General features: G+C 52.3%; 13 protein-coding genes. 6 read left to right on the forward strand and 7 right to left on the reverse strand.

Annotated features, from left to right (window positions below):
* Positions 1–25: 25 nt before the first annotated feature.
* Both GPJ68_RS11600 and malX read right to left on the reverse strand, forming a co-directional pair.
* The gene (locus GPJ68_RS11600; protein ID WP_094169217.1) at positions 26–1,198 is read right to left on the reverse strand and encodes a MalY/PatB family protein; all 1,173 of its coding nucleotides are present in this window, start codon (positions 1,196–1,198) and stop codon (positions 26–28) included.
* A gap of 10 nt (positions 1,199–1,208) precedes the next feature.
* A complete protein-coding gene (gene malX, locus GPJ68_RS11605; protein WP_104652096.1) occupies positions 1,209–2,801 on the reverse strand; it encodes a maltose/glucose-specific PTS transporter subunit IIBC in 1,593 nt (530 codons plus the stop codon).
* 169 nt (positions 2,802–2,970) lie between these two features.
* On the opposite strand from malX, the gene GPJ68_RS11610 reads away from it, so the two are divergent.
* On the forward strand, positions 2,971–3,999 hold the full coding sequence (locus GPJ68_RS11610; protein WP_180837355.1) for a Mal regulon transcriptional regulator MalI: 1,029 nt from the start codon (positions 2,971–2,973) through the stop codon (positions 3,997–3,999).
* Between the two features lie 45 nt (positions 4,000–4,044).
* Here GPJ68_RS11610 and GPJ68_RS11615 read toward each other — a convergent pair whose 3' ends face one another.
* Both GPJ68_RS11615 and manA read right to left on the reverse strand, forming a co-directional pair.
* A complete protein-coding gene (locus GPJ68_RS11615; protein ID WP_180837357.1) occupies positions 4,045–5,553 on the reverse strand; it encodes a YdgA family protein in 1,509 nt (502 codons plus the stop codon).
* Between the two features lie 106 nt (positions 5,554–5,659).
* Positions 5,660–6,835, reverse strand: coding sequence for a mannose-6-phosphate isomerase (gene manA / locus GPJ68_RS11620; RefSeq protein ID WP_104652095.1), 1,176 nt, complete (start codon positions 6,833–6,835; stop codon positions 5,660–5,662).
* A gap of 262 nt (positions 6,836–7,097) precedes the next feature.
* Between manA and fumB the strand changes: the two genes are divergently transcribed.
* Both fumB and fumC read left to right on the forward strand, forming a co-directional pair.
* Positions 7,098–8,744 (forward strand): class I fumarate hydratase, encoded by a 1,647-nt coding sequence (gene fumB, locus GPJ68_RS11625; protein WP_104652094.1) that lies wholly within the window; start codon positions 7,098–7,100, stop codon positions 8,742–8,744.
* A gap of 141 nt (positions 8,745–8,885) precedes the next feature.
* On the forward strand, positions 8,886–10,289 hold the full coding sequence (fumC, locus tag GPJ68_RS11630; RefSeq protein ID WP_047417577.1) for a class II fumarate hydratase: 1,404 nt from the start codon (positions 8,886–8,888) through the stop codon (positions 10,287–10,289).
* Here fumC and tus read toward each other — a convergent pair.
* Positions 10,286–11,215, reverse strand: a complete 930-nt coding sequence (tus, locus tag GPJ68_RS11635; RefSeq protein ID WP_180837359.1) for a DNA replication terminus site-binding protein — start codon at positions 11,213–11,215, stop codon at positions 10,286–10,288. The two genes, fumC and tus, sit on opposite strands and share 4 nt — an antisense overlap.
* Positions 11,216–11,288: 73 nt before the next feature.
* Complete coding sequence (gene rstB / locus GPJ68_RS11640; protein WP_047417574.1) at positions 11,289–12,590, reverse strand: two-component system sensor histidine kinase RstB; 1,302 nt, start codon at positions 12,588–12,590, stop codon at positions 11,289–11,291.
* 65 nt (positions 12,591–12,655) lie between these two features.
* Between rstB and GPJ68_RS11645 the strand changes: the two genes are divergently transcribed.
* Complete coding sequence (locus tag GPJ68_RS11645) at positions 12,656–13,000, forward strand: DUF1294 domain-containing protein (protein ID WP_104652092.1); 345 nt, start codon at positions 12,656–12,658, stop codon at positions 12,998–13,000.
* 22 nt (positions 13,001–13,022) lie between these two features.
* On the opposite strand, the gene GPJ68_RS11650 is transcribed toward GPJ68_RS11645, so the two are convergent.
* Entirely contained in the window at positions 13,023–13,814 is a 792-nt protein-coding gene (locus tag GPJ68_RS11650; protein ID WP_019076747.1) for an MBL fold hydrolase, read from the reverse strand.
* A gap of 192 nt (positions 13,815–14,006) precedes the next feature.
* Here GPJ68_RS11650 and GPJ68_RS11655 point away from each other — a divergent pair, with 192 nt between their 5' ends.
* Positions 14,007–14,846, forward strand: coding sequence for an aminoglycoside phosphotransferase family protein (locus GPJ68_RS11655; RefSeq protein WP_104652091.1), 840 nt, complete (start codon positions 14,007–14,009; stop codon positions 14,844–14,846).
* A gap of 120 nt (positions 14,847–14,966) precedes the next feature.
* Positions 14,967–15,995 (forward strand): HoxN/HupN/NixA family nickel/cobalt transporter, encoded by a 1,029-nt coding sequence (locus GPJ68_RS11660; protein WP_101700679.1) that lies wholly within the window; start codon positions 14,967–14,969, stop codon positions 15,993–15,995.
* The last annotated feature ends 49 nt before the right edge of the window (positions 15,996–16,044 follow it).

The raw sequence follows: 16,044 nt of genomic DNA on the forward strand, positions 1-16,044 counted from the left end.
GAATAATTTCATTGCGCAAACTTAATTAGCGTACAGAACGGATGGCGTTAATCAGCCCCTGAACGCCTTTTTCAAGCTTGGATCTTGGGCATCCGGCATTGAGACGTACAAAACCGCGACCTTCTTCTCCGTAGGTGTATCCCGGCATGATAGCCACTTTCTGCTGGTGGATGAGAACATCCTGCAAGGCATGGTCATCAATATTGAGCGGACGCAGGTCAATCCATGCCAGATAGGTGGATTGAGGAATCTGCCAGTTGAGTTCGGGGAATGCGGCATTAAGCTCACGCGCAACGTAATGCAGATTGCTGGCAAGATAATCGCGCAGCGCATCAAGCCAGCTTGCACCCTGTTGATAAGCGGCAATATGTGCGCTAAGCGCCAGCACCGCAGGCGAGGAAAGACCATCGCGGCCTTTTAACGCGCTGAGGTAATCGTTGCGGCTTTGAGCATCTTCAATGAGTCCGTAAGCCCCGGTTAATGCCGGAATATTAAAACTCTTTGAGCCGGAAGTGAGCAGTGCCCAACTGCCGCGCGCGACGTTACTCCACGGGATGTGCGGCCGGTCTGACCATACCATATCCATATGAATCTCATCGGAGATAACTTTTACACCATGGCGCTGACACAGTTCCGCCATGGCTTCCAGCTCGTCGCGCGTCCACACTTTGCCCGTTGGGTTTTGTGGGCTGCAAAGCAGAAGAATTTTGCTTTCAGGTCGAGACAGGGCTTTCTCCAGCGCAACCATGTCGCAAAACCAGCCGTCGGCGCGTTTTTCTAGTCCGACTGCGCACACCTGGCGCTGATTACCTTCAATCGCTTTGTAAAACGCATCGTACGCCGGAGTATGAATAACCACCGCATCGCCCACGGATGACCACTGGCGGATCAACTCCGACACCATATAGATGACCGAGGGGCCATATACCAGCGACTGAGGATCTATTTGAGTGTTATGCCGCGAAAGAAACCAGTGGCTTATCGCCGCCAGAAACTCATCGTTTTTCCAGCGGCTGTAACCCAACACGCCATGTGACAGGCGCTGAGTCAGCGCCTCCAGAATGCAAGGTGCGGTGGCAAAATCCATATCGGAGATGGTGAATGGCAGCAGGTCGGCTGAACCAAAACGGTCGGCAACGTAATCCCACTGAGTACACCAGGTACCGTGCCTGTCCACAACCTTTGAAAAATCAAACATATTGTTGTCCTTAAGCCTGTACGGTGTTCATCAGAACCGCGATCTCGTCTTTCACTGACTGGACCTGCGGACCGATAACGACCTGAAGGTTATGCTGATTGAGTTGTACTACGCCAATGGCACGATTGTCCTTCAGAGCCTGTACGTTAACAAGCGACATATCTTTCACTGACAAGCGCAGACGGGTGATGCAATTATCCAGGCTGACAATGTTTTCTGCGCCGCCCAGCGCCGCCAGAATAGCAGGGACGTTATAACCTGATTTACCAGGCGCTCCGGCCATTACTTTTTCGATATTGCTGGCAATTTCGACTTCACGGCCCGGCGTCTTCAAATTGAAACGCGTGATGGCGAAGCGGAAGATCACGTAGTACACCGCAAACCAGATAGCCGCGACAACAGGGACCAGGTACCACTTGGTGGACAATCCGTGCAGGATGCCGAACACCACGAAGTCAATCAGGTTACCGTCAGTGTTACCGATAGTGACGCCAAGCACCGCCATCACGGTGAAGCCAAGACCGGTTAGCAGGGCGTGGATTACATACAGAACCGGAGCGACGAACAGGAATAAGAACTCGAGTGGTTCAGTTGTACCGCCGATGACACAGGCAATCAGGCCAGAAATTAATAACCCTTTAATTTTATGACGATTTTCAGGGCGTGCGCAGTGGTACATGGCTAATGCCGCACCCGGTAAACCGCCGAGGAACGCCGGCATTTTACCCTGGGACAGGAAGCGTGTTGCGCTTTCAGAGAAACCTTGCGTTGTCGGGCAGCTCAGTTGAGCCTGGAAAATAGTCAGTGCGCCGCTCACGCTATGGCCGCAGACTTCCTGTGTGCCGCCAGCTTCGGTGAAGCGAATGAGTGCCACCAGAATATGGTGCAGGCCAAAAGGCAGCAGCAGACGCTCACCGGTGCCAAACAGCATAGGACCAAATTCCCCCGCGCTATTGATGATGTGACCGAGTCCGGTAATGCCCATGGCGAAAACCGGCCAAATCAGGGGAATGACCAGCCCGACCAATCCCATCACCACCGAGGAGATGATAGGCACAAAGCGCGTACCACCGAAAAACGCCAGCGCATCCGGCAGACGAATGTTGTGGAAGCGTTCATGCAGCATCCAGACAATGATTCCGGCAATAACGGCACCGAGGATCCCGGTGTCGATCGACTGGATCCCCAGAATGTTTTGCACGTTGTTGGCTTTCAGGATCGCCGTATCTGTGGTGGGTAAGATACCTTTGGCGGTTAACCAGAAATTGACGGCGAGGTTCATGACCGCATAACCGACAAAACCGGCAAACGCCGCAACGCCTTTGTTCTCGCGCGCCAGGCCCAGAGGAATGGCAATACAGAACATGACTGGCAGGAAGCTAAACGCAAATGAGCCAACTTTACTCATCCAGGTAAAGATGGCCTGAAGCACCGGATTCCCCAACGCCGGGATCAGCGTTAAGACATCATGGCTGCTCAACGAGCTGCCGATCCCCAACATGATCCCGCAAAATGAAAGCAGCGCTACAGGCAGCATAAAGGTTTTGCCCAACTGCTGGAAAAATTCCCATAACGTTATTTTTGGTGTGGTTCTCGCCGTCATCAAACGACTCCTTGTAAAGGCTAGCTGACTAATGATGGCGAGAAGATAAAACGTTTTACCTAATTTTAGTGCGGTATAAATCACATTATCGAACGATAATAGGGGGTATAAATATAAGTGATTGATAAAACGTTTTATCCGTCACGTTATCAGGGAGTTTTCTGTTTTTATGGCTATAGCCAAAAAAATAACCATCCATGATGTTGCGCTGGCTGCGGGGGTTTCGGTCAGCACCGTCTCATTGGTGCTCAGTGGAAAAGGGCGAATTTCATCAGCGACCGGGGAGCGGGTGAATGCTGCTATTGAGCAACTGGGGTTTGTGCGTAACCGCCAGGCATCAGCGCTGCGCGGCGGGCAGAGCGGAGTAGTTGGTTTGATTGTACGCGATCTTTCAACGCCGTTTTACGCCGAGCTGACGGCAGGTCTGACGGAAGCGTTAGAAGCGCAGGGGCGCATGGTCTTCTTACTGCACGGCGGTAAAGATGGGGAGCAGCTGGCGCAGCGTTTCGCGATGTTACTCAACCAGGGGGTGGATGGCGTGGTCATTGCCGGGGCCGCCGGTAGCAGTGATGCACTGCAACAGTTGGCCGCTGATAAAGGGATCCCGGTGGTATTTGCATCACGCGCCAGCTACCTGGATGACGCAGACACCGTCAGGCCCGATAACATGCAGGCTGCACAGTTACTAGTTGAACATCTTATCCGCCACGGACACCAGCGTATTGCCTGGCTGGGCGGGCAGAGTTCTTCATTGACTCGCGCAGAGCGCGTCGGCGGTTATTGTGCAACCTTACTAAAATATGGTTTACCGTTTCATAGCGACTGGGTGTTGGAGTGCTCATCCAGCCAGAAGCAGGCCGCAGAAGAGGTAACGGCGCTGTTACGCCGCAATCCCACGATCAGCGCGGTGGTGTGCTACAACGAAATAATCGCCATAGGCGCCTGGTTTGGCCTGATGAGAGCAGGACGTCAGAGTGGTGAAATTGGTGTCGATCGCTATTTCGAACAGCAAATATCGTTGGCCGGATTCGCTGATGTGGCGGAAAACGCGTTGGACGATATCCCCATTACCTGGGCCTGTTCGCCCGCGCGTGAAATGGGATACACCCTTGCTGAACGTATGCTACAACGCATTGCCCACGATGAAGGTCATTCACGCAATCTGACGCTTTCCGCTCGTCTGGTGGCGGCGAAATAAAAAAGCCCGATAAACTCTGTTATCGGGCCTGTCACCGACGAGTGATTATTGTTGCGGGATGGCAGGGGCGTCCGGCTGTGTAAGAGAAGGCATACCGAACATACCAACAAACTCATCCAGCGGCATTTTTTGTCCGTTCAGCGTCACCTGGCCGTTTGCGTATTGCAGGCTGGTGCCGATAACGTTGTCCTGCAAAGTCGTAATGCGGAACATCTGACCCATCGCCGCCAGGCCATTAACCTGTTGCTTCGCCAGACCAGCCGCTTCTTCCTGCTGATATCCTTCCAGTTTGGCAATTTGCGTCATGAACTCAGTCGCCATATCGACAGGGATGGTCAGTTTCGCATCCAGCGATTTGACGGAACGATCCACTTCCTGGGCCAGCGTTTGCGGCTCCACCATGTTTGCGGTCGGATCTTTTAGCAGCAGTGACAGATTAAATGTGGTTTCACCTTTTGCATTCTTCCAGCTCAGTGGAGCAATGGTGACAACCGGTTCGCCTTTCATCAGAATCGGTAGCGCATTAAAGAAGGCTTCGGTGACTTTCTGCTGATAAAGCTCAGGATTTTGGACCACATCAATCTGCGCCATCAGCGCTTTGGTTTGGGCGCTGTACTGCTGGCTGAACTGGTGCAGCGCTTCACCGTCAATCTGGCCAACTTTCAACGTCAGCTTACCGCTCCCCATATCCTGGCCCTGCAATTTAAGGCTGTTCAGGGTGTAATCCAACTGGCTGTTGACGGTTTTGCCATCGTTAATCAGATCGGATTTGCCATCGATACCCATGCCTTCCAGCACCGCCAGCTCTTTGCCCTCGACTGAAATCGACAGTTTTTCGAGGGACAATTTCTGATCGCCGATGCGCTCACCAAAGCTTGCAATACTGCTGGAACCTTCAGTTTTCAGGTTATTGAAAGTAACTTGTACTTTCTGATCATACTCATTGACGGCGTTAACCAGGCCACTTTGCGCCTCGCCAGTCAGCGACACCGCATTACCATCCTTATCTGCCGTAAACTGGAACTCCCCGCCGCTAAAGGCCACTTTTTCGTCGCCTTTCTCGTAGTTCAGCGGTTTGAGGGAGAGATCGGAACGGGTATCCCCACTGTAGCCAATACGGGAATTAATGATGAATGGCGTCTCACCTTTGGCAATATCAAACAGCGGCTTCGTCACGTCGTTATTGACCAGAGTCGTTTTCACGGAGGCCATTGCCGGAACAAGATTCAGTGATTTCAGCTGAGCCAGCGGGAAAGGGCCGTGATCCACGGTTTCATTCAGGACGATGCTTTGTCCCGGTTTCAGCCAGGAATCTGCCTGCCCGGCGACAGGTTTCACCACCAACTGCAGTTGGCTATTGAACACGCCGCGCTGGTAGTTTTGATAACTCAGTTCAATGCCCGCCTCCGGGGAGTAGCGTTTTAACTGATCGTTTGCCTGCGTCACCATCTCGGCGAGATGCGTTTCGAGTTTCTTTCCTGTGTACCAGGCGCCGCCCGTCCAGACGATACCCAGTGCAACCACCACACCCGCAGCTACCAGCGATTTTTTCATTTTGATATCCATAAAATAAAACCAGGCGTTTGAAGACGCCTGGAGGAGTGACATGTCTTTAACTCACTACAGCTTAGCAAGAGTTGTTAAAAATATCAGTATCTTGCTACAGCTTGTTATAAACCCGAGCTAAACGGCCCGTGCCGCTGACGTTTACCGGCGATTCATTCGCGCTAATAAAGGCCGACTCACCCGGCTGCAGCACCAGACGATGCTCGCCCTTGCTCAGCACGGCTTCACCCTCGACGCAGAACAAAATGGCCGCACTTTGCTGGTTGATATCTGCGCCATTGGCGGTCAGTTCATGCAAGGAGAACGCGAAATCGTCGACCGGAATGGGGAAATCCAGTTCGCTGTCTGTCTTAACTGGCGTGGTCAGCAGTTGATTGGCTGGCTTAGCGACAAACTTAACGTTGGCGACCAGCTCCGGGATATCAATGTATTTTGGCGTCAGTCCGGCGCGCAGCACGTTGTCCGAGTTAGCCATTACCTCCAGCGCCACACCTTGCAGGTAGGCGTGTGGGGTTTCGGCAAATAAGAACATCGCTTCGCCAGGATTGAGTTTCACCACATTGAGCAGCAGCGGGGAGAAGAGCCCGCTGTCATTCGGATAGAAATCGGCGATCAGGCGAATGGTTTGCCACGGTTCACCCTGCTGGCTGTTCAGCGCCGATTTCAGGATCGCCAGCGCATGGGATTTCTCCTCATCCTGCATATTCAGCAAGCTGGCGAAAAGATAGCTCAGACGTTCCGCGCTCGGTTCCTGCAGGAAATGCGCAATAGCCGGATGCGCGGCGGAAACCGGTTGTAACAATGCGACAATGTCAGAGAACTCGCGGAATGCGTTCATCGCCAGGAACGGTGTCAAAGCAAAAACCAGTTCCGGTTTGTGGTTAGGATCTTTGTAATTGCGCTCGGCGGCATCCATCGGGATCCCCGCCGCGTTTTCTTTGGCAAATCCGATTTCAGAGTTGTGCTTGTTAGGATGAACCTGAATCGAAAGAGGTTGCGCGGCGCACAGCACTTTAAACAGGAAAGGCAGTTCACCAAAGCGTTTCGCAACAGCATCGCCTAACAGTGCGGATTTATCGTGTTCGATGACATCACGCAGAGCGACCGTCTGGCCGTCAGCGTTCAGAACCTGTGAACTGCTTTTCGGATGCGCGCCCATCCACAGCTCAGCCATCGGTTGCTGAGTGGGGTTGGCAATCCCATAAAGTTCCGTTAACGCAGTTTTACTTCCCCAGGCGTAGTTCTGCACTGAGTTGATGAGTTTTTGCATTCTCAAGCCCTGTTTCAATGTGGAATTTTCTACGGCTATTAAACCAAGAAACCCTGAGCGAAGTAACCTGCACATGTAAAAAGTCGTACTTGTCTCAGTTTTTGTTAAAAAATTGTGTAGGATATGGTGACTCGCTTTTAATACCCTGAGTAATTCCGGTTGCAGAAAGCCTTTCCTTCTACAACCCGACCTGCGGCAGGGAAGCAGGGCAATGGAACATCTGCCCAGAGAATAACCAGACCGAGCAGTAAGTGAGAGCACAATGTCAAATAAACCCTTTCATTATCAGCATCCTTTCCCCCTCAAAAAGGATGATACCGAATACTATCTGCTGACCAGCGACCATGTCTCCGTTGCCGAATTTGAAGGGCAGGTGATTGTTAAAGTCGCGCCGCAAGCCTTAACGCTGCTGGCTCGTCAGGCCTTCCATGATGCATCGTTTATGCTGCGTCCTGCGCATCAGCAGCAGGTGGCCGACATTCTGCGTGACCCGGAGGCCAGCGAAAACGACAAATATGTGGCCCTGCAATTCCTGCGGAACTCTGATATTGCGGCAAAAGGTATTTTGCCAACCTGTCAGGACACCGGCACCGCGATTATCGTGGGTAAAAAAGGTCAGCACGTCTGGACCGGCGGCGGGGATGAAGCTGCGCTGGCGCGCGGTGTGTATAACACCTACATCGAAGACAACCTGCGCTATTCACAAAACGCCGCGCTGGATATGTATAAAGAGGTGAACACCGGTACCAACCTGCCGGCACAGATAGATTTGTATACCGTCGATGGCGATGAATACAAATTCCTGTGTATTGCCAAAGGAGGTGGTTCGGCGAACAAAACCTATCTGTACCAGGAGACCAAAGCGCTGCTCACGCCGGGCAAATTAAAAAATTACCTGGTTGAGAAAATGCGAACGCTGGGAACAGCGGCCTGTCCACCGTATCACATTGCGTTTGTGATCGGTGGAACGTCAGCGGAAGCCACGCTGAAAACGGTGAAACTGGCGTCGGCTAAATATTACGATGAGCTGCCGACCGAAGGTAACGAACATGGTCAGGCATTCCGCGATGTGGAGCTGGAAAAAGAGCTGCTGATTGAGGCACAGAATTTGGGGCTGGGCGCGCAGTTCGGCGGGAAATACTTCGCTCATGATATCCGCGTGATCCGCCTGCCGCGTCACGGGGCGTCGTGTCCGGTTGGTATGGGCGTTTCTTGCTCAGCCGATCGAAATATCAAAGCTAAGATCAACCGAGAAGGTATCTGGATCGAAAAACTGGAGCATAATCCAGGCAAATATATACCAGAAGAGTTGCGCCAGGCGGGAGAAGGCGAAGCGGTACGCGTTGACCTCAATCGTCCGATGAAAGAGATCCTGGCTCAGTTGTCGCAGTACCCGGTTTCTACACGTCTGTCGCTTAACGGCACCATCATTGTTGGCCGTGATATTGCGCATGCGAAACTGAAAGAACGGCTGGATAACGGCGAAAGTTTGCCGCAGTATGTTAAAGATCATCCGATCTATTACGCTGGCCCGGCAAAAACGCCGGAAGGCTATGCCTCTGGTTCGCTTGGACCAACCACGGCAGGGCGTATGGATTCGTATGTTGACCAGCTTCAGTCCGCAGGTGGCAGCATGATCATGCTGGCGAAAGGCAACCGCAGCCAGCAGGTGACCGATGCCTGTCATAAGCATGGCGGCTTCTACTTAGGCAGTATCGGCGGCCCGGCAGCGGTGCTGGCCCAGGGCAGTATCAAGAGTCTGGAGTGTGTGGAATACCCTGAACTGGGGATGGAAGCCATCTGGAAAATTGAAGTGGAAGATTTCCCGGCGTTTATCCTGGTGGATGACAAAGGCAACGATTTCTTCAAGCAGATTCAGACGTCGCAGTGCGCACGCTGCGTTAAGTAACGTCAGCCGCCCTTCGGGGCGGTTTTTTTTACCGCACGAACCACCAAACGACAGATTAATCCTCGTTAATACTCATAAGACCAATGCAAATAGGCAATGTCGAAACATAACCTAATCAATTGTTAATGTAAGGAGCAGGTAATGGTAACGGTACGCCGCGAGAATGATTCAATGGGGGCGATTGATGTTCCAGCCGATAAGCTTTGGGGCGCGCAAACCCAACGTTCGCTGGAGCATTTTCGTATCTCTACGGAGAAAATGCCGGTCTCGCTGATCCATGCGCTGGCGCTGACGAAACGCGCCGCAGCAAAGGTTAACCAGGATCTCGGGCTACTGGCGGAGGATAAAGCCAGGGCTATTATGCAGGCCGCAGATGAGGTGTTGGCGGATAAACACCGCGATGAGTTTCCGCTGGCCATCTGGCAAACCGGGTCAGGAACACAAAGCAATATGAACATGAACGAGGTGCTGGCAAACCGGGCCAGCGAGTTGCTGGGCGGCGTGCGGGGGATGGAACGGAAAGTTCACCCCAACGATGATGTTAATAAAAGCCAAAGCTCGAATGATGTGTTCCCGACCGCAATGCACGTTGCCGCGCTGCTGGCACTGCGTAACTCACTGATCCCGCAGTTAAATGTGTTAACCAAAACGCTCAGTGATAAATCACACGCTTTCGCGGATATCGTCAAAATTGGTCGTACACATCTGCAAGATGCAACCCCGCTTACGCTCGGCCAGGAGATTTCCGGCTGGGTGGCAATGCTTGAACATAACCTCAGACACATTGAAAACAGCTTACCCCACGTGGCGGAACTGGCGCTGGGAGGAACCGCGGTAGGGACCGGACTGAACACGCATCCGGAATATGCCCGTCGGGTCGCGGATGAATTGCGGGACATTACCTGTGCGCCGTTCGTTACCGCACCGAATAAATTTGAAGCGCTAGCTACCTGCGATGCACTGGTTCACGCCCACGGCGCGCTAAAAGGGCTGGCGGCGTCGCTGATGAAAATCGCCAACGATGTGCGCTGGCTGGCATCCGGTCCGCGTTGCGGGATTGGCGAAATTTCGATTCCTGAAAATGAACCGGGCAGCTCCATTATGCCGGGTAAGGTCAATCCTACCCAGTGTGAAGCGCTGACCATGCTTTGCTGTCAGGTAATGGGCAACGATGTCGCCATCAACATGGGCGGAGCGTCAGGTAATTTTGAGCTCAACGTTTACCGTCCGATGGTCATCCACAATTTCCTGCAGTCGGTGCGTCTGCTGGCTGACGGTATGGAAAGCTTTAACGAGCACTGCGCGACAGGAATCGAGCCTAATCGTGAACGAATCGATCAACTGCTCAACGAGTCGCTAATGCTGGTGACCGCGCTCAATACCCATATCGGTTATGATAAAGCCGCTGAAATTGCCAAAAAGGCGCACAAAGAGGGGCTGACGTTAAAAGCCTCCTCCCTGGCGCTGGGGTATCTAACCGAAGCGGAGTTTGACAGCTGGGTACGCCCGGAACTGATGGTTGGCAGTATGCGGCCAGGCAGTTAATCCGCAACGTACAGGTGCAGCCGGGGAATAATCAATCTCAACGGCTGCGCCTGAGGTTTAAAACGATGCTGAACATTGTCGGCATCATAATTCAGTAACTCGCCGATATCTGGTACGGTCATGCCGTTTTCATTGTTGAGCAACGCGATCAAGGGCGTCGGGCAGGCATATTGCACCTGCTTTTGTTCTCCTTTGAACCAGACGCGGGCGATGGGCTGCACTTTTACCGGCCGTTTAATCTTCAGGCGCGCCTGCTGGCCCAGGGCGGCGACATCCTGATATTCCCGTTCAAGTTTCGCCTGCCACTCTTCCCGCGTCCAGGGATGTACGCTGCGCGGCGACGTCAGGCTTTTTTCCAGTTGCTGTAGTACTTCATCGCGTTTCAGATTTTTAATAATGTGTTTGTTGGCCCAGCCAAATCGCAGGGTGGCAGGCTCTCTGACAAGGGTGAGCGTACGATAGGCATTCAGCGTAATCAGTCCCGGCAGGTGGCGATGCACCCATTCAAAACGCGCTGCCGGTGCCAGCCCTGATTCCACCGTGACAATGCGCTCGAAGGTGGTTTTTAGCTGGTTAATACGCTGTATTTGCTCTTCCAGAGCGCGCTGAGCTGCGTTATCTACCTGATAACACAGTACGCCTGGCAGGCGGACGGCCGCTTTGCTGCTACGATTCTCGGACTGTTGCTGGATAAACAGATGACGATAGTGGCGTAGCGCCAGCGTTTCAGCCTCTTTACTTAAATGCTGCTTAACATCAATGTTCTGCAGTGGAGCATGCTCTGCCTCTTTGACCACTTCCGGTAACGAGAAGACGCGCGCAATCAGCAGCGTCTGCTGCAAAAGATTGTTGTTCAGAAGCGCCAGTTCTTGCTCCATCTGGCGGAAGGTGCCGTTCAGGCGGTCGACGAGATCGTAACGGGCCATAGATTTACCATTTTAGTTACAACATACTTTTTTATAGCACAACCTCCACCATTTGACCACCGAGCCGAATGGGTCAGGCAGCTGAAATTTCAGGAATGTTATGCCAGACGGGCCAACTGAAACAAAAGCGGGCGCCGCCGAGTTCACTTTCATCACAAACGACCGTACCGCCCATAGCCAATGCGATCGAGTGAACAATGGCTAGCCCAAGCCCGCAACCACCGGTCGCCCGGTCACGGCTGGGGTCAAGGCGTACAAACGGTTCAAAAACCTGTTCGCGGGCGTCTGGAGCAATTCCGGGACCGTCATCCTCCACAACCAGCGTCGCCTGATTGCCATTCAATAACAGGCTCGCTTGCACCGTAGACTGGCAATAGCGCAGGGCGTTATTCAGTAGATTATCCAGTACGCGCTCCATCAGGCGCATATCCAGCGCGCCGTAGTCACCAATATTAAGATGGCGTAAGTGCACCGCACGCTCAGGGTTTACGCTTTGCACATCCTCCAGATGGGTTGTCAGCCAAACGGCCAGATCCGGTACGCTGAGCTTCAGTTCATTTTGCGGGCGGTCCAGCCGGGCATAGGTCAGTAATTCTTCGATTAACCCTTCCAGTTGACCAATATCGCGATTCAGCGCCTGGGATTCCTGCGCGGTGAGGTTATCACTCATTTCCAGACGATAACGTAGGCGTACCAGTGGGGTACGAAGCTCATGGGCAATGCCATCGATAAGTTGTTTCTTACTGGCGATTAGCGCATTGATATTGTCTGCCATCTGGTTAAACGCGATACCCAATCGCTCAAAGCTGGAACCGCTGTCAAAATGGAGGCGTTCGCCCAGATGTCCTTCCCCAAAACGCTGTGCAGCAGCTTCCAGTCGTAGCATTTCCTGCCAGTGCGGACGCATCCAGATAAGTACCGGAAAGGCCAGTGAGATAGCAATAAACGCCATCAACGCGATGTCCAGCAAACGCATTTGATGGAGAAAATAGAGATAGGGAAGCGGGCCGACGGCCAGCACGTAATGGCTGCGTGGGATCCGTTGAATAAATGTGTACTGATCGTCAAGCGCCACGATATCGCCTTCGCGCAAACGTTGCATTGTTTGAACGTCCAGCGTGTACTTATTTAGCGGTTCAACGCGCAGGTCAAAGGAGAGGTTCAAATCCATCTCCTTCAGCGTTTTACCCCAGTCACGTGGCGGGATCTCGCGAAGCTCGCTGCGCATCAGGTATAACGAGCTTTTCATTAAATCGTCGAGGGATTGTCTGCCTGCGCGCTCTGCAGTGAATTTATAGACCAGGCCGACCAGCAGGGTCATCACCAGAAAGCAGACAAACAGCAGGAGATAAAACTGTACAAACAGCTTCTTCATAAAAAATCACCGAATACATAATATAATGCTCACCGATACTCTCAAAATTGCTGTGATATAAAAATATGAATTTCAATCGCTGTTGTTATTTACTACTTATTTTCGCAGCGTTAGGCTGCATTTTCACCTCGCATCCCTTTGTTATATGGTTTTTGCTCGCCAACATACTGACGTTGGCAATGTACGGTGCGGATAAAATGGCAGCGCGCAGGGCCTGGCGCCGAGTGCCGGAGTCCACTTTGCTGCTGTTTGGCGTTATTGGCGGGTGGGGGGGCGCGATAGCCGCTCAACAACTCTTTCGCCATAAAACACAAAAACAGCCATTCAAAACCTACTTCATTATCAGTGTGATAGTGAATGTGTCTGTCATCGGAGCGGCCTATCATTTCTATCCCATTTCATCCTGGTGAACGTCAGTGACAGGCAGCCTGCTTACTTGAGACAGGAAACGTACTTTTCACCTGAGCGCTGCACGATGTCATCGGCATTTTTCGTTATGTCTTTCCCTTCAAACGCGCCATAGAGTTGCTTAAATTTCACCGTACTCAGGCGGTGGGTAATGTCGCTGACCGTTGCGGCTGGCAATGGCAACATATTGGGGTAGCTCCACATAAAGGAGACGGCATGCGCCCCAGGGGTGACCTGAACGATATCGCCGGAAAGCACCACGCCTTCATCTCGCGCCCAGTGCAGAACGCAGCCGCCAGCAAAGTGTCCGCCGAGGCGTATCACACTGACGTCGCGTGTCAGTTCCAGGGTGTCGCCATCCCAAAATTTAATCCATGGGCTGTCGCGCATTACCCACTTGCGGTCATTGGCATGGAGATAAATGGGAGCGTTAAATTCGTCAGCCCAGTCTTGCATGGTGGTGTAGTAATGAGGATGCGAAATCGCGATGGCCTTAAGCCCGCCCAGGGACGTTATTAGCATTTTTGTGGCGTCGTCGAGCGTGGCAATGCAGTCCCATAAAATATTGCCTTCCGGAGTACGCAGAATAAACGCCCGTTGATCAATTGCAAAACCAGGAACGGTGCGGATGCTGAGGAGGGTGCTGTCATGTTGCCGCCACTTATTTGTGTGCGAAGCACAAAGTGCGGCAAAATCGACCCATTCCTGCCCGGTCGCGGGGACATACTGACGTTCGTCCTGGCAGATATCGCAATGTTCAGGAAGGGCGTCTGCCACCTCATAGGATGTTCCACAGGCTTTGCATAACGTGATCATCGTGTCTTCCTCTATTGAAAAAACACAGTCAGCATGGCACACCGATACGCAAGGGTGTGCCCTTTAGTGCTCTACACGATAAGCCAGGAATGGTGGGCGTGGGTCGTTGTGGCCCAACCAGCAGAAAGCAGGAATAATGTCTACACCGTCCCTGTCGAGGGTCATTTCCGGCGAAAAAAATGAGGATAATGTTTGGAAAATAGTCTGTTCAACTCCTGGCTCAGCCGTTGGGGACTTACTCCTGATGGCCAACCGCTTGAGACGCACACATCACAGCTTTTGCCCGTGGTGACCAAAGATGGTCAGAAAGCCATACTCAAACTCACCGACGATGACAGTGAACGAAACGGCTGCGAACTAATGGTCTGGTGGAACGGGAATGGTGCTGCGAAAGTGCTTGCTCATGCAGCAGGGGCGATTCTGTTAGAACGTGCAACCGGGGCGGGGTCTTTAGCGGACATGTCCTGGTCCGGCAATGATGCGCAGGCCTGTCGCATTATTTGCCATGCAGCCAGTCGACTCCATCTCCCCCGGAATGCGTCAACGCCTGCGTTAACACCGCTACTTTATTGGTTTCGCGATCTGGCTCCTGCCGCGAAAAAGCATGGCGGCATCCTGACGCATTGTGCAGAGGTGGCAAAGGTATTGCTCTCCTCTCCCCAGAATGAAGTCGTATTGCACGGTGACTTACACCACGGCAATATTCTTGATTTCGGAACGAAAGGATGGCTGGCTATCGATCCTAAAGGGCTGGTGGGCGAGCGTGGCTTTGATTACGCCAATATTTTTACTAATCCCGATCTTGCCGATCCCACCAAACCTGTCGCCATTGAGCCAGAAAGATTCGCACAACGGGTAAATATTGTGTCTGAAATCGCGAGGATTGAACGGCAGCGTTTGCTGATGTGGATTATTGCCTGGTGTGGGTTGTCGTCTGCCTGGTTTCTGCAAGAAGGAGACTGCGCCACGATACCCCTGCGCATCGCAGAGTTAGCGAGCGCGGAACTCGCTTTTGGGGGTAATCAATTTTGATCTACGACACTGGGCTGGTAATTCTTTAGAGTTATCATTAGCCTGGTAAATGTTTTATTAATCAATCAGTGAATGGCGGTGTAGTGTGTTTTTTAGCGCAAATTTGACAGGCTGTGAGCAATGAACGCATTGTTTTTATTATTAAAAAAGCGCCCGAACATTATTTTGTTGATGGTCTTACTCATCGGGGCAAACATCGTGGCGTGGCTGTGGGCTTTCACCGCGTTTAGCAACAACACGTCGTTACTGGCGCTTAGTCTGATCGCATGGTGCTATGGTTTGCGCCATGCTGTTGATGCCGATCATATCGCCGCGATAGATAGCGCTACGCGCAAACTTATGCAGCAGAAAAAACGCGCCCTGACGACGGGAGCCTGGTTTTCCCTGGGGCATTCCACCATTGTGGTACTGGCAAGCATTGGCATTGCGTTGACCACCAGCGTGTTTAAGCAACACATGGCATGGTTTCAGAATGTCGGCGGTCTGATAGGTACCACGGTCTCTGCCGTATTTCTGCTGATTCTGGCTACCATTAATCTCGTTATTTTCTGTCATGTCTGGAAGGCTTTTCGTCATCTAAAACGCACCGGTACTTACGATGGCACCACAGAGGATATGACAGTTTCAGGCCCGCTGAACTGGCTTTTCCGCTCGGCGTTTCGGCTGGTAGGCAAAGACTGGCATATGTATTTTGTCGGCTTTTTGTTTGGCCTGGGTTTTGATACCGCTACTGAAATTTCTCTGCTCGGAATTTCTGCTTCAAGCGCGTCCAGTGGCATGTCGGTGTGGTCAATTCTCGTGTTCCCGGCGCTGTTTACCTGCGGCATGGCGCTGATTGACTGCCTGGACAGTATCCTGATGGTTGAGGCCTACGGATGGGCATTCAATAAGCCGCAGCGTAAGCTCTATTACAATATGACCATCACCGGGACCTCGGTAATTGTTGCGCTATTTATTGGCGGGCTGGAGGCGCTGGGGCTTCTCTCTGACGCATTTTCGCTCCAGGGAGGTTTGTGGGATACCGTCAGCGAGTTGAGTGACCATATGGGGAATGTCGGGTTTGCGATTATTGGCGTCTTTATCGGCTGCTGGATTATTTCTGCAGTAAATTACCGTTGGAAAAAATACGACGGGCTGACGTTTAGTTGACACAAAAGAAAGCCTTCCGTGAAAGGGAAGGCTTGGATCTTACTTGAGG

The organism is Citrobacter sp. 172116965 (assembly GCF_013458095.1).
Lineage (GTDB): Bacteria > Pseudomonadota > Gammaproteobacteria > Enterobacterales > Enterobacteriaceae > Citrobacter > Citrobacter braakii.